The organism is Cellulomonas sp. PSBB021 (genome assembly GCF_002240455.1).
Classification (GTDB): Bacteria; Actinomycetota; Actinomycetes; order Actinomycetales; family Cellulomonadaceae; genus Cellulomonas; species Cellulomonas uda.
Genome location: NZ_CP021430.1, coordinates 2,284,978 through 2,306,055, shown reverse-complemented (window position 1 = coordinate 2,306,055; position 21,078 = coordinate 2,284,978). Strand labels below are relative to the sequence as shown.

The following is a 21,078-nucleotide window of genomic DNA, read 5'->3' as shown; positions in this document are numbered from 1 at the left end:
TGAGGCCAGCGCGTCGGCGCCCGGCCTGGCCGAGCCCGCCGTTCAGGCCGAGGGTAACGGGGCCGGGCGGGGAGGCGTGCTGTCGCACGCGTGTGCGCGCGACGGGGCTCGACGTGAACGCGTGCGGGTCACGACGAGCACGACGGCGGCGGACGCGACGACCGTCACCACGTCGCCGGGGTCGGGCTGGATGACGACCGGGACGGGGGAGTCGGCGCCCGTGAGCAGCGCGTCGGCCGGGTAGCGGAGCCGGTGAACGACGGTGGCCTACACGTCGCGCGCGGGGTCCGAGAGCTTGACCGCGGCGAACGTGGACGCCGTGACGACCGCGGCGACCCAGGCCGACCGGGCAGTCGGCGGACGTCGCAGCAGGACGTCGCGAGCGGCGAGCAGGAGGAACGGGAAGAACGCCATCCCCGCGAGGTCCGAGAGCTTGCCGGTCACGACCCCGGGCGCGGCGGCCTTCAGGACGTGGTCGTTGAGCAGCAGCACGACGAGGCCCGTGAGGGCGACGGGGTGCAGGACGAGGTCGCCCCGCACGTGGTCGTCGGACCGCGCGGTGTTCGTCATGGTCGCGCGTGCGGAGACCGCGCGCCCTCGAAGCCGAGCTCGACCGAGACCGTGACGTCGGCGTCGTCGGCCGCGGTGCAGCCGGGGGCGTAGACGCTCACGTGGGCGGGGACGGTGCGGCCGTCGACGTCGAACGACCACGAGCCTGCGGTCCAGCCCTTCCCGCCCTCGTGCTCCTGCGGCCCGTAGAACGCGCTGACCTCGCCGTCGGCGGGCGGGTGGGGGCAGCCCTCGCGCGGGGGAGTGGTCGCCAGGGTCGCACCGGCGCCGACGAGGAGCGTCGCGACGACCGCCGCCGCGCGCCACCGCCGCCCTGCCCGGTCCGTGGTCATGGGGGCACGGTAGGAGGTGGAGTCGCAGGTCGGGTGCGGTGTGGCCGTACTGGCACCGTGTCGATGCGCGTTCGAGGCGCCGACCCGGACGAACCGGGCGTCGTCGTGATGTGCTGGGGGCGGCGACGGGAGGCCGGGTGGACGGGCGGGACTACTGGGACGGGCAGGCGGCGACGTACGACCGTGCGACGGCGTGGCTCGAGCCGCGCCTGCTGGCGCCCGCGCGGCGGTGGGTCGCGGAGCGTGTTGCTGCGGCTCGCGGAGGCCGGGCTCGACCTGGTGGAGCACGAGAGCAGCCGGTACCGCCTGGTGGAGCGGTTGGCGGCCCGCCGCGCGTGAGAGTGGGTCAGGCGGTCGTGGTGCTGTCGGCCGGGACGAGGACGGTGGAGAACAGTCGCCCTGGCGTGTGCCGGGGCGCGTCACCCGCACGGGGGGCGGTGAGCTCTCGACGGGCGCGCTTCGACCGGGGGACCTAGATTCCGGGTGTCGGACCGAGAGGTCTTCGCTCATCTGGAGGTTGACATGACCATTTCCGGGATCATCTCCGCGATCATCATCGGCCTGATCATCGGGGCGCTCGGGCGACTGTTCGCTCGGGGCAAGCAGGACATCCCGATCTGGCTCACGATCGTCGTCGGGATCGTCGCCGCGCTGATCGGCTCCCTCATCGCCGGGCTGCTGGGCGTCAAGGACACCGACGGCATCGACTGGATCGAGCTCATCATCCAGATCGTTCTCGCGGTGATCGGTGTCTCGATCGCCGCGAACATGCGTGGCCGCCGCTGACACCGGCGTGGTGAGACCCGCCCGGTGAGGGCGGGCACGGGAGAGCCCCGAGGACCGTAGGTCCCCGGGGCTCTCCCGTGTCGTCCTGCTAGGTGGTGGTCAGCTGCACGAGGCGCCGTTGAGCGTGAAGCCCGTCGGAGCGTTGTTCGTGCCGTTGTGCGCACCGTTGAAGCCGATGTCGGCGGTCTGGCCGGGGGCCAGCGAGCCGTTCCACGCGGCGTTCTTGGCGGTCACGGTCGAGCCGGACTGGCTCCAGTCGGCGCTCCAGCCCTGCTGCAGCGTCTGGCCGTTGGCGTACTGGAACGTCAGCGTCCAGCCGTTCAGCGCGGTCGTGCCGGTGTTGGTGACCCGGATCGACGCGGTGAAGCCGCTGTTCCAGCTCGACGCGTTGTACACGACCTTGCACGAGCCGGTCGTGGTGGTCGACTTCGTGGTGACCGACAGCGCGGAGGACGGCTGCGAGACGTTGCCCGCCGCGTCCTTGGCCCGCACGGTGTACGAGTACGCGGTCGCGGCGGTCAGGCCGGTGTCCGAGTACGTCGTGCCGGTCGAGGAGCCGACCTTGGTGTCACCGCGGTAGATGTCGTAGCCCGTCACGCCGACGTTGTCGGTCGAGGCGGTCCAGGACAGCACCACCGAGGTCTCCGTGACCGTGCCCGCCGTCAGGCCCGTGGGCGCCGTCGGCGCCTGCGTGTCGACGACCGTGCCGGTCTTCGTCGTGACCGCGAGGGCCGACGACGCGCTGGAGACGTTGCCCGCGGCGTCCTTCGCCCGGACGGTGTACGAGTACGCGGTCGCGGCGGTCAGGCCGGTGTCCGTGTACGTCGTCGTGGTCGAGGAGCCGACCTTCGTCGTGCCGCGGTAGACGTCGTAGCCGACGACCCCGACGTTGTCGGTGGACGCCGTCCAGGACAGCGCGACCGACGTCTCCGTGACCGTGCCGGCGGTCAGACCCGTGGGCGCGGTGGGCGCCTGCGTGTCGGTGCCGGTGCCGGCCTCGGTGGTGACGGCGAGTGCCGACGAGGCTGCGGACACGTTGCCCGCGGCATCCTTGGCCCGCACGGTGTACGAGTACGCCGTGGCGGGCGTCAGGCCCGTGTCGGCGAACGACGTGGTGGTCGACGAGCCGACCTTGGTCGTGCCGCGGTAGATGTCGTAGCCCGTCACGCCGACGTCGTCGGTCGAGGCGGTCCACGAGATCGTGGCCGAGGTGCTGGTCACCGCGGTCGTCTTCAGACCCGTGGGCACCGACGGCGCCTGCGTGTCGCCCGGCGTCGTGCCGTCGCCGAACAGGCGGTCGTAGTCGGCCAGGGCCGCCGCGATCGCCGTCTGCGACCAGAACCGGTGGTACGTGAACTTCGGGGCCACGCCGGTGCTCAGCGCCGTCTCGATCTTCGACCACGCCGGGTCGTTCTTGTAGAACGAGCGGATGTCGAGGAACGACACGCCCGGCTTGATCGCGTCGCCGTTGGGCATGGTGCCCGACCAGCCCGACGGGATGTAGACGCCGTCGCCGCCCGCGACGTAGGTGTCGTCGAAGCGCAGGTAGTCGCCGCGCGTCTCCTCCGTGGCCACGCCGAGCGCGTCCTGGTTGTTTTCCCACATCGCGTCGAGCAGCGCCTTGGCGGTGTCACGCGACTCGGTGTCGCCGGACTTGGCGGCGTAGAAGAGCAGGGCACGGGCGGTGTCGCCGGCGACGCCGACGTCCTGGCCGTAGTCCTTGACCGAGACGGTCAGGCCCGGGTTGCCCGTGGGGCTCGTCGGGTTCCACGTGTCCGGCTTGCCGTTCCAGACGAGCGTGCTCGGGACCTTCCAGTCCGCGCCGTCCGTCGAGATGTTGTCGATCACCCAGGGGACCCACTTGTCGAGGATCGCCTTGGCCTTGGCGTTGCCCGACGCGTAGTAGAGCTCGGCGACGCGCTGCACGCCCCAGGCCTGCATGCCGAACCACTGGTTCGACGGCGGGTCCTTGTAGACGGGCGCCTCGGTGTAGCCCATGCCGTAGAACGTGGGCGTGCCGGCCGGCGGCGTCGCGTAGGCACCGTCCCAGCTGTTCGTCGCGCCACCGGCGATGCCGCCGTTGGACGCCTGCAGCCAGGTGTAGAACTCGAGCTGACGCTCGAGTGACTTCGCCCAGTCCTCCTTGGCGGTCGGCGACTTCGGCGTCAGGGCCGGGTCGGTCGACAGCGCGTACGCCGCGAGGGGGTTCTGGTAGCCGAAGTGCGCGTGCGACGAGCCGATGCGCCACGCCCAGCCGGCGCTCGTGTCGGTCGCGCCACCCCACGCCATGTACCAGGACAGGAGGTAGTGCGCGCTGTTCTTGCCGGAGCCCGCGGGGCAGGACGGCGAGGTGCAGCCGATGGTCTTGAAGTACTTGTCGAACAGCGTGTACCGCAGGTAGTCGCCCATCTTGGCGGCCTTCGCGACCGTCGCGGCGACCTGCGCCTGCTTGCCCTGCTCGGTGGCCCACTTGTTGGCCCAGTACACGGCCTCGACGGCACGCGCGTCGGCGTCGGACGCCGAGGTGTACTTCCACTGCTTGGCATAGGAGGCGTCACCTGTGAACAGGTCGAGGAAGCCGTTCTTGCCGCCGTACTTGAACTCCTCGCAGCTGGGCTGCGGGACGGTCTCCCAGACCGACTCCTGCGGGCCGCGCTGGAAGGTGTTGATGAACGACGTGCCGGTGGCCGTCGGGCCGAGCTCGCAGCCGGCACCCGGCGTGACGCCGAAGCCGTAGACGTTGTCCACGTCGGCGAGCCAGTGCATCTGGTAGATGTCCGACGTGCCGTACGTCGACTTGAGCTCGTTGGCGATCGGGTCGGTGCCGACGCTCGTGCCGCTGCTCAGCTGGCTCGGGTACTGGCTCGGGTGGTTGTACTCCGAGGCGTACGTCGCGGGGGAGGCCGGGTTGTAGAAGGAGTTCGTGGGCTGATCCACCGAACCGGGGATCATGTACTTCTCCATGGTGTCCCACGCGTGGTTCAGCGGCGCCCAGTCGCCCGTCACCTGGCCGTACAGCGCCTCGAGCCAGATCCAGTAGGAGTAGGCCTCGGACGTCGTCTCGTGCCCGTAGTCCGGCGCCTCGACGATGAGGGTCTCGACGGAGTGGTACGGGATGCCCTGCGGGGAGAAGTACCCGTTGGCCGGGTCCTTGATCTTGTCGTACTGCTCCAGGAAGCGCTGCGCGTACTCCCCGTCGACGGCGGCGCGCAGTGGCGACGCCGCGGGGACGGAGACCGTCGAGGGCAGTGCGCCCCCGCCGGTCGCGGCAGCAGCGGGAGTGATCCCGGCCGCCAGGAGTGACGACACGCTCAGGGCGGCGAGAGCCACCCAGGCGTGTCGCCGTCGGGTCGAAGAGGACATCGTCCGTACCTTTCTGGCTGGTGGGCGAGCCGGGCGCAGCCGTGCGCGAGGTCGCCCTCGCACCCGCCGGCTGGAACGGGTGCGGTGACGGAGGTGCACGAACCCCTGCGTGCGTCGACTGGGGCGGGCAACGATGCCGACCACCTGCGAGACACGGCGGGACGCGATCACCATCCCCAGTGGCCCCCGGGCCGTAAACCACCCAAATCGATTCACGTGGGAGCGTGACCACGGCGACGCGCAGGTCGCAGCGGGGGCAGGATCGAGGGATGGCTCCCGTCAGCGCCGGACTGCTCGTCTACCGCCTGGACGCTCGCGCTGCGGGTCCCGAGCCCGGGACCGGTTCCGGGCCGGGGGCAGCTGCCGGTGCGACCGCCGCCGGCCCGCCCGGCGACGTCGAGGTGCTCCTCGCGCACATGGGCGGCCCGTTCTGGGCCCGCCGCGAACGCGCGTGGTCCGTCCCCAAGGGCCTCGTCGAGGCCGACGAGGACCCGCACGCCGCCGCGCTGCGCGAGTTCGCCGAGGAGCTCGGGTTCGCGCCGCCGCAACCGCTGCGCGACGACGAGCCGCTCGGGGAGGTCCGCCAGTCCGGCGGCAAGCGTGTGCACGCGTGGGCCCGCGAGGGGGACCTGCCGGTCGCCACGCTCGTCGGCGGGCCCGGGGCGGACGGCACCGCGGGCGGCACGCCGGTGACGAGCAACCTCGTCCGGGTCGAGTGGCCGCCGCGCTCCGGCCGCACGCTCGAGGTGCCCGAGGTCGACCGGGTCGCCTGGGTGCGCCTCGACGACGCGCGCGGCCTCGTCGTCGCGGCGCAGGAGGGATTCCTCGACCGGGTGGCCGACATCGTGGCGCGCCGGGTCTAGGTTGCGCCCGTGGACATGCAGCGCGTCGAGCTCGACGAGGACGAGGACCGGGCTGACCTCGCCGCGCCCACCGGACCCGACGACGAGCTCGCCGCCACGGCGCGCCGGCCGCGCCGGTCACGCCGTGGCGCGGTCCTCCTCGGCGCGGGTGCCCTGCTCGTCGTCGGGAGCCTCGTCGGCGCGCAGGCCGTGCTCGACGCGCGCGAGCGTCGGGCCGTCGCCGCGCTCCAGGACGTCGACGGGGTGGTGCCGCCCGTCGGCGACCGGATGACAGCGGCCTTCTCGATCGCCAACCCGCTCGCGTTCGAGGCGGTCGACGACCTGTTGATGACGGTCGCGGCCGAGCCGGACGGCCGGCAGCGGGTCGCGGTGCACTCGGCGCAGGACGGGCGTGAGCTGTGGTCGGCGCCCATCGGTACCGCGCGGACGTCGGACGACGCCGTGCTCGCGCGGCCGCCGTGCGCCACCGGGACGTCGAGCGCCTGGGGCGACGTGGTGCTGTGCCTCGACACCGACGGCAGCGTCCGGTGGGGCGACACGGGCGAGCTCGAGCGGGACGAGGCGACCTACGCGCGCCTGCTCGTCCTCGGGCTCGCGGACGGGACGGAGCACGTGCGCCGCGACCTGGCGCCGGACGTCCGTGACGTCGTGCTGCTCGACGACCTGCTGGTCACGGCGAGGGAGGGCGCGGGCCAGGTGCTGCTCGTCGCGAGCGACGTGGACGGGACGGTGCGGTGGCGCAAGCGGCTGGCCGACGGCGGCGCGGGCGCCGCTGGCGCCGGCCCGATCAGCCTCTCGATCGCGGGCGGCGGCGTGTGGGTCGACGGCTCGTCGGGATCGCCGCTCGGGCTGGTGACACGCGAGGGCGAGGTCCTGGCGAGGGCGGTGGGGAACCGGTGGTCCTCCGACGAGCAGTCGCTGCTCCTCACCACGTCCCGCGGGTCCGCGACGCAGACGCGCGTGGTCCGGGACGCGGCCGTCGTCGCGACCGTCGAGGGCGATCCCGTGTCCGCCACCGTCGACGACGGGAGCCTGGGGGACGTGCTCCTGACGCACGACGAGGGCCTCACGCTGTGGGACGTGGCGACGGGTGAGCGGCGGTGGGTCGTGCCGGAGGGCGACGACGACGGCTCCGACTCCTACCGGCGGACGGCCTCGGGCTCGATGGTGCTGCGCGGCGTGGTCTACGTCTGGGACGACGCCGTGATCCGGGCGTTCGCGGGGTCCGACGGCCGGCTCCTGTGGACCGACGCGCCGCCGGGGTCCTCGGTGGCCGAGGTGCTCACCGACGGTCGGCGGCTGCTCGTGTCGCCGCAGTTCGAGGAGGGCTCGGACACCGTCATGTCGTTGCGCGCCCTCACGCTCGACGGGGAGCCGGCGGGACGGGTCGAGCTGCCCTCCGGTCTGCGGTGGACCACGTCGTTCGAGGGGATGTTCTGGGGCGTGCGGGAGGGCAACGGGGAGTACGACGTGGTGGCGCTGCGCTGAGCCGGGCCGTCTCGCCCAGCGGACCCTCCGGTTGCCCGGACGGCGACGACCTGGGCACGGTGGTGTCGACCGAAGGCGAGCGGCACCACCGCGCAGGACCCGCGTGTGGGTGGCGCTCGTCCCCAGGCGACGAGAGGAGAGCCCCGTGCTCACCCTGACCGACAACGCCCGCACCGCCGTCGAGACCCTCACCGCCCGATCGGGCCTGCCCGCCGAGTCCGGTGGGTTGCGCATCGAGGAGCAGGAGTCGGGGGCGTTCGACCTCGCGCTGGTCGCAGGACCGACCCCCGGTGACGAGGTCGTGGAGGCGGGCACGGCCCGCGTGTACGTCGACGAGCGCACGGCCGAGACCCTCGCGGCCTCCCGGCTCGACGTCGAGGCGTCGGGCACCGGCCCGGCGTTCACGCTCAGCGCGCAGTGATGCGCTGAGCACGGCGCCGACCGCCTGACATGACACGGCGACCGCCCCGGAGGTCCTGGCAGGACCGCACCGGGGCGGTCGTCGTCTGCGCGCTCGGGCCGGTGCTCGTCGCGGTCCTGGCGGTCGGCGCGTGCTCCGGGCCGACCGCCACCGTGACGGGCGGCACGACGGGCGGCACGACGGGCGGCGCGACGGGCGGCACGAGGGGGGCCACGCAGTCCGTCACGGGCACGCCCGGGACCAGCCCGGCGGCCCGCCCGACCTCAGCCCGGACCACGCGGCCTCCCCGCACGTCACCGACCCCGCCCGACGACCGACGCCCGCCGTTCCGCGCGAGCGTCTCGCGCGTCGACGCGGCGTTGGCGGCGCGCATGCACGCCTCGTGGCGACCGGGCTGCCCGGTGCCGTTGGCGGACCTGCGCCACCTGCGGCTGCGGTACGTGGACTTCGAGGGGCGGGTCCGGGACGGCGAGCTGGTCGTGCACGCGGACGTCGCGACCGGCGTCGTACAGGTCTTCGAGCGGCTGTACGACCTCGAGTTCCCCCTTCGCTCGCTGCGGCTCGTCGACGACTTCGGCGCGGACGACGAGGCGTCGATGGCCGCCGACAACACGTCGGCCTTCAACTGCCGAGCGGTCACGGGTGGCACCGCCTGGTCGGAGCACTCGTACGGCCGCGCGATCGACGTGAACCCGGTCGAGAACCCGTACGTGAGCGGCACGTACGTCGCGCCGCCCGCGGGACGGGCGTTCCTCGACCGGGTCGCGGGCCCGGGGGTGATCCTGGCCGACGACGAGGTGGTGCGGGCCTTCGCCGCGCACGGCTGGTCCTGGGGCGGGTACTGGACCCGTCCGGTGGACCACCAGCACTTCTCGACGACGAACCGCTGACGGGGACGCGGCCGCGGAGCTCAGTGACCCAGCAGGTCCTCGAAGCTCGGCACCGCGTCGTACAGGCCGACGGGCTTGGCGGGCTCACGCTCGGCGACGGTCTCGGCGAGCTCGCGGCCCGCGCGCCGGATGCGCTCCGGCAGCGGCTTGACGTCGTCGCCGCCCCCGTCGGCCCAGTCGTCGGTCGCGGCGAACACGCCGGTCCCGACGACGTCCGCGTGCAGGTAGCCGAACAGCGGCCGCAGCGCGTACTCGAGCACGAGCGAGTGCCGGCCCGTGCCGCCGGTCGCGCCGAGCAGCACCGGCATCCCGGCCAGCGCGTCCTTGTCCAGCACGTCGACGAACGACTTGAACAGCCCCGCGTAGGACGCCGTGAACACCGGGGTCACGGCGATCACGCCGTCGGCGGCGGCGAGCTTGGCGAGCGCGTCGGCCAGCGCGCCGGACGCGAAGCCGGTGAGCGTCATGTTGACCACCTCGTGCGCGAGGTCGCGCAGCTCGATCGTCGTGACGCTCGCGCGCAGGCCGCGTGCGGCGAGCTCGTCGGACGTCGCGGCGGCGAGCCGGTCCGCGAGCAGGCGGGTCGACGACGGCTGGCTGACGCCGGCCGAGATCACGACGAGCGAACGCTCCTGGCCCATGGGTCCTCCGATCGGGGGCGTGCTCATCGTGCCACCGCGTCCGCGGCCGCGACGTCGTCCTCGGCGGTCCTGCCGGTCCAGTGGTCGGCGGCGGCGACGGGCTGGGCGTGCACCTCACCGGCCGCGCGGGCGGCGGCGACGCGCTCGGCGTGGCTCGGGGGGTTCGCGGGGACGTGCGCGGGACGACGAGCCTCGGCCTCCTGGCGGAGCACGGGGACGACCTCCCCGGCGAGCAGGTCGATCTGCTCGAGGACGGTCTTGAGGGGCAGGCCCGCGTGGTCCATGAGGAACAGCTGGCGCTGGTAGTGCCCGACCTGCTCCCAGAACGCGCCGTACCGGTCGATGACCTGCTGCGGCGAGCCGACGGTCAGCGGGGTCTCGCGCGTGAAGTCCTCCATCGACGGGCCGTGGCCGTAGACGGGGGCGTTGTCGAAGTACGGGCGGAACTCGTCCCACGCCTTCTGCGAGTCCTTGCGCATGAAGACCTGGCCGCCGAGCCCGACGATCGCCTGGTCGGCGCTGCCGTGGCCGTGGTGCTCGTAGCGCCGGCGGTAGAAGTTCACCATCTGCGCGGTGTGCTCCATGGGCCAGAAGATCGCGTTGTGCAGGAACCCGTCGCCGTAGTACGCGGCCTGCTCGGCGATCTCGGGCGAGCGGATAGAGCCGTGCCACACGAACGGCGCGACGCCGTCGAGCGGGCGCGGGGTCGAGGTGAAGCCCTGCAGCGGCGTGCGGAACGTGCCGGACCAGTCGACGACGTCCTCGGTCCACAGGCGGCGCAGCAGTGCGTAGTTCTCGATCGCGAGCGGGATGCCCTGCCGGATGTCCTGGCCGAACCACGGGTAGACCGGGCCGGTGTTGCCGCGGCCCATCATGAGGTCCATCCGGCCGTCGGAGATGACCTGGAGCATCGCGTACTCCTCGGCCAGCCGGACCGGGTCGTTCGTCGTGATGAGCGTCGTCGCGGTGGACAGCGTGATCTGCTTCGTGACGCCCGCGAGGTAGCCGAGCATCGTGGTGGGGGAGGACGGGACGAACGGCGGGTTGTGGTGCTCGCCGGTCGCGAAGACGTCGAGGCCCGCCTCGTCGGCGTGCTTCGCGATCGTGAGCATCGCGCGCACGCGCTCGGTGTCGTCGGGCGTGCGGCCGGTGGTCGGGTCGGTCGTCACGTCACCGACGGAGAAGATGCCGAACTGCATCGCGGCTCGCCTCGTTTCGCTGGTCCTGGGCGGTCTCGTCGACCGTCAGATTTATGCGTTTGCATGTACTGCTGGCGACAACCCTAGGGCGGGGAGCCCTATTCCCCGCCCCCGCCACGGACCCATCCTCCCTGCCCGCCGCGCTGACGACCCGCGTCTCGACGCCCCGGTCGTCCCGGTTCGTCCACAGGTGCTCGCGTGAGACGCGCCGCTTCGCCCTCCGACCGTTTGTCGGGTGGCCCGTCCGGTGATGCGATGACCGCACGGAGACAAGGGGGGGCGTCGTTGGTGGACGGCCAGATCAAGGTCCTCGTCGTCGAGGACGACGCCGACACGGCGCTGTTCGTCCGGACGGTGCTCGAGCGCCGCGCCGGGATGTCCGTGACCGTCCTCACCGACGCCCTCGGGGCGCTCGCGCACGCGACGACCAGGCCCGTCGACCTCGTCATCACCGACATCCAGCTCCCCGGCATGTCCGGGCTCGAGCTGCTGCGCGAGCTGCGGCGCGCCGTGCCCGGCCTCCCCGTCATCGTCATGACCGCGTTCGCGAGCGTCGACTACGCCGTCGACGCGCTGCACGAGCAGGCCGACGACTTCCTGGTCAAGCCCGTGTCCGCGGCGGACCTCACCGAGCGCGCCACGCAGATCGCCGAACGCGGGCGCGCGCGGCGCGAGGCGGACCGCGGTGCGGTCGTGCTCGCCGTCGGCGCGCACCCCGACGACGTCGAGATCGGGATCGGCGCGACGCTCGCGTCCCACCGCGACGCGGGCGACACGGTCGTCGTGCTCACGATGTCCTGCGGGGCGGTCGGCGGCGCCGCCGCGGACCGGCGGCACGAGGCGCTCGCGGCCGCGGGCGTCGTCGGCGCGCGGCTGTTCCTGCTCGACTTCGTCGACACGCAGCTCGAGTCCGCACCGGACCTCATCCCCGCGGTCGAGCGGACCGTCGCCGAGGTCAGGCCCACGGTCGTCTACACGCACTCGGTGCACGACCGGCACCAGGACCACCGGGCGGTGCACCGCGCCGTGCAGGTCGCGTCCCGTGAGGTGCCCACGCTCGGCTGCTTCCAGAGCCCGTCCTCGACCATCGACTACCGGCCCACGCGGTTCGTGACGGTCGACGGGTACCTCGACGTGAAGCTCGAGATGCTCGCGGCGTTCACCTCGCAGTCCCACCGCGTCTACATGGACCCCGACGCGGTGCGGTCCGCGGCGCGGTACTGGGCGAGGTTCGGCACGGGGACCTACGTCGAGCCGCTCGAGATGGTGCGCGCCGCGGGCGGCGTGCCGTCGTCGGGCGCGCGTATGGCCGCCGACGAGCGCGCCGACGACAAGGCCCGAGGCAGGGCCGGCGGCGGCGCCGGCCGCGACACGCAGGACGGATCGGTGAACGCATGACGCGGGTGCTCGTGACCGGGGTCGGAGGACCCGCCGGGGTGGCGGTGGTCCGCTCGCTGCTGCGGCGCGGCGACGTCGAGGTCTACGCCGCGGACATGGACCGCTGGGCGAGCGGCATCTACCTGGTGCCGCCCGAGCGTCGCCGGCTCGTCCCCGCGGGGCTCGCCCCGCACTTCGTCGACACCGTGGTCGAGCTGTGCGCCGCGGACGGCATCGAGGTGCTCTACCCGACGGTCGACGTCGAGCTCCCCCGCATCGCCGCGCAGCGCGAGCGGTTCACGCAGGTCGGCACGCGCGTGGCGTCACCCGAGCTGCGCACGCTCGAGACCGCGCTCGACAAGCTGACGCTCGCGCGCGCGTGCGCGCACGTCGCGTACGTCCCGCGCACCGAGCTGGTCGGCACGCCGCAGGCGATCAGCGGCTGGCAGTTCCCCGTGATCGTCAAGCCGCGCCGCGGGGCCGGGTCGCGCGGTGTCCGCGTGATCGCGACGGCGGCCGAGCTCGACGCGGTGCACGACGACGAGGACCTGCTGGTGCAGGAGCTGCTGCCGGGCGAGGAGTTCTCCGTCGACGTGTTCGCGGACCTCGACGGCCACGTGGTCGCCGCGGTGCCGCGTTCCCGGCTGCGCGTCGACTCGGGCGTGGCGGTCGCGGGTGTCACGGTGCAGGACGAGCGGCTCGTCGCGGCGGCCACCGCCATCGCGGAGGCGATCGGGCTGACGACGGTCGCCAACGTGCAGCTCAAGCTCACGGCCGACGGCACACCCGGGCTGCTCGAGGTCAACCCCCGGTTCCCGGGTGCCATGCCGCTGACCATCGCCGCGGGCGTCGACATGCCGTCGCTCGTGCTCGACGCGGTCCTGGGCCTGCCGGTGCCGCGCCACGTGGAGTTCGTCGAGGTCGCCAACGTGCGCTACCTCGAGGACGTGTTCCTGCCCGCGTGCGACGTCCTGCCGTCGCTCGAGCCACCGCTCGAGCCACCGCTCGAGCAGCCCGCGCCGGAGGGCTGATGGTCGCGTCCGCGCCGCCGTCGCCCGCCGAGGACCACCACGTCCACTCGACGTTCTCCGACGACGCCGTCAGCACCCCGCAGGAGAACCTCGCGGCGGCGCTCGAGCGCGGGCTGCGCGTCGTGCGGATGGTCGACCACGTCCGGGCGACGACGGCGGACGTGCCGCAGCGGCTCGACGCGCTCGCGCGGCTGCCCCGCGCCGCGGGTCTGCGCGTCGAGACCGGCGTCGAGGCGAAGATCCTCGACGTCGCGGGCGGGGTCGACGCCCCGGCCGACGTGCTGCGCGCCGCGGGCGGCCCCGGCGGCGTCGACCGCGTGCTGCTCGCCGACCACCAGCTGCCCGGCCCGGACGGTCCGTGGAGCCCCCGCCGCACGCGCGAGGCGATGGCCGCGGGCGACGTGACAGCGGCCGACGTGCTCGCGATGCTCGTCGACGGGACGGTCGCCGCCCTGCGGCGCACCCCCGCCGCGCAGCTCGCGCACCCGCTGTCGCTCGTCCCCAAGCTCGGCCTGACGGAGGACGACGTGAGCGACGAGCACCTCGACGCGATCGCCGCCGCCGCGCTCGCGGCCGGCGCGCTCGTCGAGGTCAACGAGAAGTGGCGGTGCCCGGGACCGCGCGCGGTCGCCCGGTGGCGGGCCGCGGGTGTGCCGCTCGTCGCCTCGACCGACGCGCACGACGCGCGCGACGTCGGCCGCTACGACTGGCTCCGGCGGTCCGCCGGGGCGGGGGAGCCGTGATGGCGCACGACGCGCTCGTCGTGCTGCTCGTCGCGCTCGTCGCGGGCGGGGCGGTCCCCGTGCTCGTCGGGCTCGTGCAGTACCTGCTCGTCCCCGTCCACGCGGTGCGCAACCACCTGCGCGACGCCTCGCCGTACCTGCCGCGCGTCGTCGTGATCGTGCCCGCGTGGAACGAGGGGGCCGTGCTCGCGCCCTCGCTCGAGCGGCTCATGCGCCTGGAGTACCCGCCCGACCGGCTCAGGGTGTTCGTCGTCGACGACGCCTCGACCGACGACACCCCGCAGGTCGTCCAGGCCAAGGCCGCCGAGCACCCGGGCCGGATCGTGCACCTACGCCGCGCACAGGGCGGTCAGGGCAAGGCGCACACGCTCAACCACGGCATCGAGCGGGCGCTCGCGGACGACTGGATGCAGGCGCTGCTCATCATGGACGCCGACGTCATCTACCGCCCCGACGCGCTGCGCAAGATGACGCGGCACCTCGCCGACGAGCGCGTCGGCGCGGTCACCGCCTACATCCGCGAGGGCAGCGCGCGGCCCGGCTCGGTCGCACGGTTCATCGGCTACGAGTACGTGACGGCGCAGGCCGCGGCACGCCGCGCGCAGAACGTGCTCGGCGCGATGGCGTGCCTCGCGGGCGGTGCGCAGCTGCACTCGCGCACGAACCTCGCGTCGATCGGCGGCCGTGTCGACACCACCACCCTCGCCGAGGACACGTTCACCACGTTCCTCACCCAGCTCGACGGCCGCGAGGTGGTGTTCGAGCCCGCGGCGGTCGTGGCGGCCGAGGAGCCGGACTCCGTGCGTGCGCTGTGGAAGCAGCGCGTGCGCTGGGCGCGCGGCAACGTCCAGATCACGCGGCGGTTCTCCGACGTGTGGTTCCGCCGCCCGTGGCCGCTGCGCCGCGGCGGGCAGCGGCTCGGGTCCTGGACGTTCGGGCTCATCTGGTTCTCCGTCTACATGCTGCCCGTCGCGATCGTCCTGGCGACCGCCGGCCTCGTCGGGCTGCACCTGCTCGACTCGGCGGTCGCGCTGACCGCGTTCCGTGCCCTGTGGTGGCTCGGGGTCGTCGCGTACGTGTACATCACCGTCACGACGCTCCTGCTCGACCGCGAGACCGCGGGCCGGGCGTGGTTCCAGGCGTTCACGTTCCCGGGCCTGCTGGCGCTCGTCGTCATGACCGCCGCGTGGGTGCCCGGCCTGTGGGAGGAGCGCGTGCCGGCGCTGTTCGGCCTGCGGATGACCGACGAGGGGCGCGACGCGTGGCAGCTCGCGCTGTACGCGTGGCCGCTCGTCGCGATGCTCGTCGCGCCCGTCGTGCGGGCCGTCGACGGCGTGCGCGGCGTCAAGGTGCTCGCCACGCCGCTGCTGTACGTGATCGGCTACGGCCCCGTGCTGTGCGCCATCACGCTGGACGCGTACGTCAAGCAGTGGCGCGGGGCCTCCGCGCAGTGGGACAAGACCGAGAAGACGGGACGGGTCGTGGGATGACGGGTCGTGGCATGGCGGGTCCGACGAGCGGGCAGCCGCCCGTGCGGCTGGACCAGCGCGCCCTGGAGCGCGAGATCCGCGCCGACGCGCGCGCCGAGCGCCGGGTGCTCGCCGTCGGGCTCGTCGCGGCCGTCGTGACCCTCGCCGTCCTCGCGCTGCTGTCGACGCTGCGATGAGCACGCCACCGGCAGTGGACCGCCGCAGGCGCGGCTCGCGGTTCCTGCGGTTCGTCTCGCGGTACACCGGCCCCGAGGCGGGCGTCGTCGAGCGGCAGCTGCCGTTCGTGCTCTCCTTCGCCATCGCCATGGTCGTCCTGGCGGTCGTCGACGTGGTCGTCGACCCGACGCTCGTGCTCGCGTCCGCGGTCGTGACCGTCGCCGTGCTGGTGCTCGCGGTCACGCTGCCGTGGAGCCGGTGGCCGGCGTGGGCGGCGGACGTGCTGCCCGTGGTCTCGCTCGGCGCGGTCTCGCTGCTGCGGGCCGGCACGGGAGGGCCCGGCTCGGTGTTCGCGGCGCTGCTGTTCATCCCGGTGCTCACGCTCGCGTCCCAGCGCGGGCGACGGGGCGTGACGCTCGCGACGGTGTGCGTCGTCCTCGTCGTGTTCACGCCCGCCGTCCTCGACCCGAGCACGTTCACCTCCCTCACCGTCGCGCGCGCCGTCGTCGTCGCGCTCGTCGCGTTCGTCCTCGCGCTCGTCTCGCACGAGACCACCGAGCGTCTGCGGGTGCGCAACGCCGCGCTCGACCGGTTGCGCGTGGACCAGGACGAGCTGCTCGACCTGGTGCGCACCGACGCGGAGGTGATCGCGCGCGTCGCCGCGGCCCGCGAGTCCGCGCTCGAGCAGATGGTCGCGGTGATCGACTCCGCGACCGAGCAGGCGATCATCGCGACCGACGCCGACGGCGTGATCCAGGTGTTCAACGCGGGAGCCGAGCGCCTGCTCGGTCACGCGCAGGGCTCCGTGGTCGGCCGCCTGCGGCTCACCGCGCTGCACGACCAGGACGAGCTGCGCGAGCGGTACCGCAGCGCGACCGGCCACGACGTGCGCGGCGAGGGCGAGCAGGCCGACCGGCGTCTGCTCGACGTGGTCGTGTCCCCCGCGCGGGGCGACGGCTCGAACGTGCGCGACTGGACGTGGGTGCGGCGCGACGGCGAGCGCCGGACCGTGGGGCTCGCGGTCACGCGTCGCGTCGAGGGCGACGGGGCGAGCAGCGGGTTCGTCGTCGTCGCCACCGACGTCACCGCCGAGCGCGAGGCGGCCGCGTTCAAGGACCAGTTCGTCAGCCTCGTCAGCCACGAGCTGCGCACGCCCCTGACCGCGGTGCTCGGCTACCTCGAGCTCCTGCAGGACGGGCCGGACCCGCTGTCCGACGAGCAGCGCGAGTACGTGACGATCATCGAGCGCAACGCGCGCCGCCAGCTGCGGCTCGTCAGCGACCTGCTGCTGACCGCGCAGGTGGACGCGGGCACGTTCCAGGTCTCCCCCACGCGGATCGACCTCGCCGACGTGGTGCGGTCCTCGGTGGCCTCCGCCGCGTACGCCGCGCAGAACGCGAGCGTCACGCTCACGCAGGACGTCGCGCCGACCCCCGTGGTGGCCGACGCGACCCGGCTCGCGCAGGTCGTCGACAACCTGCTGACCAACGCGATCAAGTTCACACGGCCCGGGGGCATGGTCGTGGTGTCGGTCGCGCCCGGCCCTCCCGACGAGTCGGGGCGGACGGGCGCCGTCCTGGAGGTCAGCGACTCCGGCGTCGGCATCGCGCCCGACGAGATCGCACGGCTCACCCAGCGGTTCTTCCGCGCGGCGTCCGCGCAGCGCGGCGCCGTCCCGGGCGTCGGGCTCGGGCTGTCGATCGCCAAGGCGGTGGTCGACGCGCACGGTGGGACGCTGGGCGTCGCGAGCACCCTGGGGGAGGGCACGACGATGACCGTGCGCCTGCCGGCGCAGCCGGAGGCCCCGCGCGGCTGACGGGCGCCGCGGGCCGTCAGGGGGTCGCGCTCGGCGCCGGCGCGTCGAGCGGCGCGGGTGCGAAGTCGACCGCCGTGCCCACGGTCGCCGGGACCTCGACCGAGTCGGTGAACTGCGCGGCCGTGGGCGTCAGCCGGGGTCCGACGAGCGCGGCGAGGCCGAGCAGCACCGTCACGACGAGCCGGACCAGCGACCCGCGGTCGACCGCGAGGAACTCCCGGCGCGCACGCCCGTCCTCAGCGCCGTGCTCAGTGCCGTGCTCAGTGCCGTGCTCAGTGCCGTCCTCAGCGCCGTGACCGGCGCAGTGCTCAGCCGTGGAGGACCGCATCGAGGTACCTCTCGTCCGGTGGCGGTGTGCGGGGACGGTTGGCGCGCACCTCACGCACCGCGAGCAGCTCGAGGACGCCCAGGGCGAGCAGCGGCGGCACGAGCATCACGGCCCGTCCGACCGCGGAGCTCGCCCACTGCAGCACCCATCCCCACCCGGGGTGCACGTCGAGCACGATGCCGCGCACGCGCGTGTACGGCGTCGCGTTCGGGTCGTTCTCCGCGTTCGCGTCGCCCTTCGTCACGATGTACGGGCTCGTGATCACGTCGCCGGCGGCGTCGCGCACCTCGACCATCGTCCCCGTGGCGTCCTGCTCGAGCTTCGGCAGGCTGACCAGGTCGACGATGCGGTGGGTCACCATCTGCCGGGAGCCCAGCGGCCAGAACGAGATGATCTGGCCGACCTTGAGCTGGGACGGGTCGTCGACCTTGCGCATGACGACCGCGTCACCCGCGTCGAACACGGGCGACATCGACCCCGACGTGACGATGAGCAGGCGCTGGTCGCGCGCCTGGAACCACAGCGGGACGGCGAGCGACGCGGTGAACGCGAGCGTCCCGACCGCGACGACCGTCCACAGCGCCACGGACGTCAGCAGACGCCACCGGGGACGACGCCGAGCCGGCTCGGGGCGGGTCGGGCGGCGCTGTGCGCGCCGCTCGCCCTCGAGCCGGATCGGTTGCCGCGGCGGACGAGGCATCGCGCAGGGGTCAGGCGTCGGACTCGTCGGGGTCGGCCGGGTCGAACGTGATCTGGCGCGCGTCGAAGGTCAGCTCGAGCGTGGTCGACGTGTCCTGGAAGGAGTTGTCGGCGGTCTCGTCGAAGTCGATGCGGACGCACAGGTCCTCGGACGCGGTCGCGTTGAGGAACCGGTTGCCGGTCGCCTCGTCGACGCCGGGCGTCCCGACGATCGGGGTGTCGCTCGTCGCGAGCCCGAACGTGCCGGGAGCGCCGCTCTGGCCGATGCGGTCGGACGCCGTCGCGGTCCCCGCGAGCGTGCACGTCGACGTGTCGTAGATGCTGACGCGCAGCGCGCTCGACAGGTCCGCCGTGTCACCCGAGCGGTCGTCCGCGCGGTAGCTGATCGCGTACTGGTAGCGCAGCGAGCCGTTGTTGCTGACCGTGACCGGCGCGACGACCGACGCCCCGGGGAGCATGTTGTCGACCGGCACCGAGAACTCGAGCTGGCCGAGCTCGAGGTTCACGCGGCCGGTGGTGATCGCGTCGTTCGCCTTCTCCTGGTCGGTGAACAGCGCCGACGTGGTCAGCGAGGTGACGCCCAGGGCCGCCAGGCCGACGATCGTGACGGTCGCCCACAGGCGGCGCCGGCGGGCCTTGTCGGCCTGCGCCGGGGCAGGGTTGACCATCTCCTCGATCAGGTCGTCCATCATCGTGCGGTTCCCCCCTCGGGCGGGTCTCGGCTGACACCACGGGTATTCGGCTCATCGACGCGGCGGCCCCGTGACTTGAGCGGTTGGCCCGACTTCCTCCGGATGATCTCACGCGCCCCGGGCGCCCCGCACGCGTGGCGCGCGCGCGGGACGCTCCGCTGCGGGGACCTCCTCGGGCGGCACGGCGGGGGAGTACCAGAACCCCTGGGCGCGGTCGACCCCGAGCCGGCGCAGCGTCGCCGCGGTCTGCTCGTCCTCGACGCCCTCGGCGACGACGCGCAGACCGAACGAGTGCGCCAGGTCGACCATGGCCTGCACGACGACCTCGGACCGCTCGCCGTCGCCGTCGCGCAGGTCGGCGACGAACAGCCGGTCGATCTTGAGCTCGCCGACGGGCAGGTCGCGCAGCTGCGAGATGGACGTGTTGCCGATGCCGAAGTCGTCGATCGCGACGTGCACGCCCAGCGCGCCGAGCCGCTCCAGCACGGGCACGATGCGCGAGGGGTCCGCGACGAGCGCGGTCTCGGTGATCTCGACCTCGAGCAGCGCCGCGGGCACGTCGTGCTCGACCAGGAGCCTCTCGATCGCGTCGACCACCGCGGTCGTCGTGACGTCGTGCGCGGACAGGTTGACCGCGACCGGCAGCGGCGTGCCCGCCTCGCGCCACCGTGCGAGCTGGGTGATCGCGCTGGTCAGCGCGAACCGGGTGAGCTCGTGGATGAGGCCCGACTGCTCCGCCAGCGGGATGAACGCGCCCGGCAGCAGCAGCCCGCGCGTCGGGTGGTCCCAGCGCATCAGCGCCTCGTACCCGACGGGGCGGCCCGTCTCGAGGGACACCTTCGGCTGGTAGTGCATGACGAGCTCGGACTCGCCGACCGGCGCCTCGATCGCGTGGTGCAGGTCGCCCAGCAGGACGAGGCGCTGCGGCGAGGAGTGGTCCTCGTCGGGGTCGTACACCGCGACGCCCGTGCGGTGGTGCTTGGCGGAGTACATCGCGACGTCCGCGGTGCGCATGAGCGACGAGGCGTCGCTCGCGTGGTCCGGGATGCACGCGACCCCCACGGACGTCTCCACGTGCAGGGACATCTCCCCGAGCTGGAACGGCGGGATGAACAGCTGGCGCACGCGGCGGGCCAGCCGCTCGGCGTTCGCGACCGACCGCACGTCGGGCAGGAGCACCGCGAACTCGTCGCCGCCGAGCCGCGCGACGACGTCCTCGTCGCGCAGCGCGCCGCGCAGCCGCTCCGCGACCTGCTCGAGCAGCTCGTCGCCGTGGTCGTGCCCGAGCGAGTCGTTGATGTCCTTGAACCGGTCGATGTCGAGCAGCACCAGGCCGACCCGACCGCCGGACCGCAGCGCCTCGGCGACGTCGCGACGCATGCGGTCCGCGAGCAGGCGACGGTTCGGCAGGCCGGTCAGCGAGTCGAGCAGCGCGAGCCGCGCGTTCTCCATCGCCGACGCCTGCAGGCGCTTGGACGTCGCGTGCACGGTGCGGAACAGCAGGAGCCACAGGGCGACCAGCCCGCCGCCGACGACGAGCGTGACGGTGCCGCGGGCCTGCGCGAGCGTGGCGACCGCCTCGGTGTGGTCGAGCACGATCTCGGCCGCGCCGATCACCGGATCGGAGCCGCCCGCACCCGGTGCGGCGGAGGGCAGCGGTGTGCCGATCACCGCGCCCGCCAGGTCCCGCGCGTCCGACGCCCGCACGGGCACGTACACGTCGAGCACCTCGGTGACGGTCGCACCCGTGCCGATCGAGTCCACCTGGTTGACGTCGTCGAGCACCTGCGCGTCGGCCTCACCGTCGGCGAGCACCTGCGCGAGCCGCTCGGTGTCCGGGAAGCCCACGGTGGCGTCGGTCGAGCTGTACATCAGCGCGCCCGCGGTGCTCCACAGCCGCAGCTCGACGAGGCGCGACGAGAACAGCGAGGTCGCGCTGCGCACGGACTCGTGCTGCGCGTCGCTCAGCACCGCGATGTCGAACGCCCCGGGCGGCAGCGGTGCGGCGGCGTACGCCATGACCGAGGCCGCCGACTGCGTGCCGTCGCGCACCGACTGCTCGTGCATGACCCGCCCGGTCATCCACACGAGCGCGACGCCGAGGGCGGCCATGGCGAGGAAGCTCACGACGCCGAAGTAGCGCGTGAGCGACCAGCGTCGCCGTGCGGCGGCTCGCGCCACGGGGCCTCCCTC

General features: G+C 73.6%; 20 protein-coding genes. 11 read left to right on the top strand and 9 right to left on the bottom strand.

The genetic code is table 11. The features are described 5' to 3' along the window. Positions 1-267 precede the first annotated feature (267 nt). Positions 268-570 carry a hypothetical protein gene (locus CBP52_RS10485; protein ID WP_094180898.1) on the bottom strand — a complete coding sequence of 101 codons (303 nt, stop codon included), beginning with the start codon at positions 568-570 and terminating at the stop codon, positions 268-270. Further along, positions 567-902 carry a hypothetical protein gene (locus tag CBP52_RS10480; protein WP_094180897.1) on the bottom strand — a complete coding sequence of 112 codons (336 nt, stop codon included), beginning with the start codon at positions 900-902 and terminating at the stop codon, positions 567-569. The genes CBP52_RS10485 and CBP52_RS10480 overlap by 4 nt, the downstream gene beginning before the upstream one ends. A 522-nt stretch (positions 903-1,424) precedes the next feature. Here CBP52_RS10480 and CBP52_RS10470 point away from each other — a divergent pair. Beyond that, positions 1,425-1,688: a GlsB/YeaQ/YmgE family stress response membrane protein gene (locus CBP52_RS10470; protein ID WP_094180895.1), complete on the top strand. Its 264-nt coding sequence runs from the start codon at positions 1,425-1,427 to the stop codon at positions 1,686-1,688. A gap of 99 nt (positions 1,689-1,787) precedes the next feature. On the opposite strand, the gene CBP52_RS10465 is transcribed toward CBP52_RS10470, so the two are convergent. Then, a complete protein-coding gene (locus tag CBP52_RS10465) occupies positions 1,788-5,051 on the bottom strand; it encodes a glycoside hydrolase family 48 protein (protein WP_094180894.1) in 3,264 nt (1,087 codons plus the stop codon). A 269-nt stretch (positions 5,052-5,320) separates the two neighbouring features. On the opposite strand from CBP52_RS10465, the gene CBP52_RS10460 reads away from it, so the two are divergent. From CBP52_RS10460 to CBP52_RS18235, 4 genes are all read left to right on the top strand, one after another. Further along, positions 5,321-5,914, top strand: a complete 594-nt coding sequence (locus CBP52_RS10460; protein ID WP_094180893.1) for an NUDIX domain-containing protein — start codon at positions 5,321-5,323, stop codon at positions 5,912-5,914. A gap of 9 nt (positions 5,915-5,923) precedes the next feature. Further along, on the top strand, positions 5,924-7,402 hold the full coding sequence (locus CBP52_RS10455; RefSeq protein WP_094180892.1) for a hypothetical protein: 1,479 nt from the start codon (positions 5,924-5,926) through the stop codon (positions 7,400-7,402). Between the two features lie 145 nt (positions 7,403-7,547). Continuing rightward, positions 7,548-7,823, top strand: coding sequence for an adhesin (locus CBP52_RS10450; RefSeq protein WP_094180891.1), 276 nt, complete (start codon positions 7,548-7,550; stop codon positions 7,821-7,823). A gap of 29 nt (positions 7,824-7,852) precedes the next feature. After that, positions 7,853-8,713: a M15 family metallopeptidase gene (locus CBP52_RS18235; RefSeq protein ID WP_094180890.1), complete on the top strand. Its 861-nt coding sequence runs from the start codon at positions 7,853-7,855 to the stop codon at positions 8,711-8,713. Positions 8,714-8,733: 20 nt separating this feature from the next. Here CBP52_RS18235 and CBP52_RS10440 read toward each other — a convergent pair whose 3' ends face one another. Beyond that, positions 8,734-9,354 (bottom strand): CE1759 family FMN reductase, encoded by a 621-nt coding sequence (locus tag CBP52_RS10440; RefSeq protein WP_094180889.1) that lies wholly within the window; start codon positions 9,352-9,354, stop codon positions 8,734-8,736. 23 nt (positions 9,355-9,377) lie between these two features. After that, entirely contained in the window at positions 9,378-10,553 is a 1,176-nt protein-coding gene (locus CBP52_RS10435; RefSeq protein WP_094180888.1) for an LLM class flavin-dependent oxidoreductase, read from the bottom strand. 288 nt (positions 10,554-10,841) lie between these two features. Between CBP52_RS10435 and CBP52_RS10430 the strand changes: the two genes are divergently transcribed. The 6 genes from CBP52_RS10430 to CBP52_RS10410 are packed head-to-tail and all read left to right on the top strand — an operon-like array spanning position 10,842 to position 17,166. Further along, positions 10,842-11,951, top strand: coding sequence for a response regulator (locus tag CBP52_RS10430; RefSeq protein WP_232514442.1), 1,110 nt, complete (start codon positions 10,842-10,844; stop codon positions 11,949-11,951). Then, the gene (locus tag CBP52_RS10425; protein ID WP_094180886.1) at positions 11,948-12,961 is read left to right on the top strand and encodes an ATP-grasp domain-containing protein; all 1,014 of its coding nucleotides are present in this window, start codon (positions 11,948-11,950) and stop codon (positions 12,959-12,961) included. Before CBP52_RS10430 ends, CBP52_RS10425 begins: the two co-directional genes overlap by 4 nt. Next, on the top strand, positions 12,961-13,704 hold the full coding sequence (locus tag CBP52_RS10420) for a PHP domain-containing protein (protein ID WP_094180885.1): 744 nt from the start codon (positions 12,961-12,963) through the stop codon (positions 13,702-13,704). Before CBP52_RS10425 ends, CBP52_RS10420 begins: the two co-directional genes overlap by 1 nt. Next, positions 13,704-15,194: a glycosyltransferase family 2 protein gene (locus CBP52_RS10415; RefSeq protein ID WP_094182320.1), complete on the top strand. Its 1,491-nt coding sequence runs from the start codon at positions 13,704-13,706 to the stop codon at positions 15,192-15,194. Before CBP52_RS10420 ends, CBP52_RS10415 begins: the two co-directional genes overlap by 1 nt. Beyond that, entirely contained in the window at positions 15,191-15,370 is a 180-nt protein-coding gene (locus tag CBP52_RS17585) for a hypothetical protein (protein ID WP_157732574.1), read from the top strand. Before CBP52_RS10415 ends, CBP52_RS17585 begins: the two co-directional genes overlap by 4 nt. After that, positions 15,367-17,166, top strand: coding sequence for a cell wall metabolism sensor histidine kinase WalK (locus CBP52_RS10410; protein ID WP_094180884.1), 1,800 nt, complete (start codon positions 15,367-15,369; stop codon positions 17,164-17,166). Before CBP52_RS17585 ends, CBP52_RS10410 begins: the two co-directional genes overlap by 4 nt. Positions 17,167-17,182: 16 nt before the next feature. Here the strand turns inward: CBP52_RS10410 and CBP52_RS10405 are convergent, their stop codons facing one another. The 4 genes from CBP52_RS10405 to CBP52_RS10390 form a co-directional block, all read right to left on the bottom strand. Next, the gene (locus CBP52_RS10405; protein ID WP_094180883.1) at positions 17,183-17,494 is read right to left on the bottom strand and encodes a hypothetical protein; all 312 of its coding nucleotides are present in this window, start codon (positions 17,492-17,494) and stop codon (positions 17,183-17,185) included. Next, positions 17,475-18,080: a signal peptidase I gene (locus CBP52_RS10400; protein ID WP_232514441.1), complete on the bottom strand. Its 606-nt coding sequence runs from the start codon at positions 18,078-18,080 to the stop codon at positions 17,475-17,477. The genes CBP52_RS10405 and CBP52_RS10400 overlap by 20 nt, the downstream gene beginning before the upstream one ends. Positions 18,081-18,204: 124 nt before the next feature. After that, complete coding sequence (locus CBP52_RS10395; protein ID WP_094180882.1) at positions 18,205-18,885, bottom strand: TasA family protein; 681 nt, start codon at positions 18,883-18,885, stop codon at positions 18,205-18,207. 108 nt (positions 18,886-18,993) lie between these two features. Further along, positions 18,994-21,066, bottom strand: coding sequence for a bifunctional diguanylate cyclase/phosphodiesterase (locus CBP52_RS10390; protein WP_232514440.1), 2,073 nt, complete (start codon positions 21,064-21,066; stop codon positions 18,994-18,996). Positions 21,067-21,078 lie beyond the last annotated feature (12 nt).

Excerpts from the sequence above, each read along its gene's own strand:
- CBP52_RS10485 (WP_094180898.1), bottom strand. The coding sequence starts at position 570 with ATGACGAACACCGCGCGGTCCGACGACCACGTGCGGGGCGACCTCGTC.
- CBP52_RS10480 (WP_094180897.1), bottom strand. The coding sequence starts at position 902 with ATGACCACGGACCGGGCAGGGCGGCGGTGGCGCGCGGCGGCGGTCGTC.
- CBP52_RS10470 (WP_094180895.1), top strand. The coding sequence starts at position 1,425 with ATGACCATTTCCGGGATCATCTCCGCGATCATCATCGGCCTGATCATC.
- CBP52_RS10465 (WP_094180894.1), bottom strand. The coding sequence starts at position 5,051 with ATGTCCTCTTCGACCCGACGGCGACACGCCTGGGTGGCTCTCGCCGCC.
- CBP52_RS10460 (WP_094180893.1), top strand. The coding sequence starts at position 5,321 with ATGGCTCCCGTCAGCGCCGGACTGCTCGTCTACCGCCTGGACGCTCGC.
- CBP52_RS18235 (WP_094180890.1), top strand. The coding sequence starts at position 7,853 with ATGACACGGCGACCGCCCCGGAGGTCCTGGCAGGACCGCACCGGGGCG.
- CBP52_RS10440 (WP_094180889.1), bottom strand. The coding sequence starts at position 9,354 with ATGGGCCAGGAGCGTTCGCTCGTCGTGATCTCGGCCGGCGTCAGCCAG.
- CBP52_RS10435 (WP_094180888.1), bottom strand. The coding sequence starts at position 10,553 with ATGCAGTTCGGCATCTTCTCCGTCGGTGACGTGACGACCGACCCGACC.
- CBP52_RS10425 (WP_094180886.1), top strand. The coding sequence starts at position 11,948 with ATGACGCGGGTGCTCGTGACCGGGGTCGGAGGACCCGCCGGGGTGGCG.
- CBP52_RS10420 (WP_094180885.1), top strand. The coding sequence starts at position 12,961 with ATGGTCGCGTCCGCGCCGCCGTCGCCCGCCGAGGACCACCACGTCCAC.
- CBP52_RS10415 (WP_094182320.1), top strand. The coding sequence starts at position 13,704 with ATGGCGCACGACGCGCTCGTCGTGCTGCTCGTCGCGCTCGTCGCGGGC.
- CBP52_RS17585 (WP_157732574.1), top strand. The coding sequence starts at position 15,191 with ATGACGGGTCGTGGCATGGCGGGTCCGACGAGCGGGCAGCCGCCCGTG.
- CBP52_RS10410 (WP_094180884.1), top strand. The coding sequence starts at position 15,367 with ATGAGCACGCCACCGGCAGTGGACCGCCGCAGGCGCGGCTCGCGGTTC.
- CBP52_RS10405 (WP_094180883.1), bottom strand. The coding sequence starts at position 17,494 with ATGCGGTCCTCCACGGCTGAGCACTGCGCCGGTCACGGCGCTGAGGAC.
- CBP52_RS10395 (WP_094180882.1), bottom strand. The coding sequence starts at position 18,885 with ATGATGGACGACCTGATCGAGGAGATGGTCAACCCTGCCCCGGCGCAG.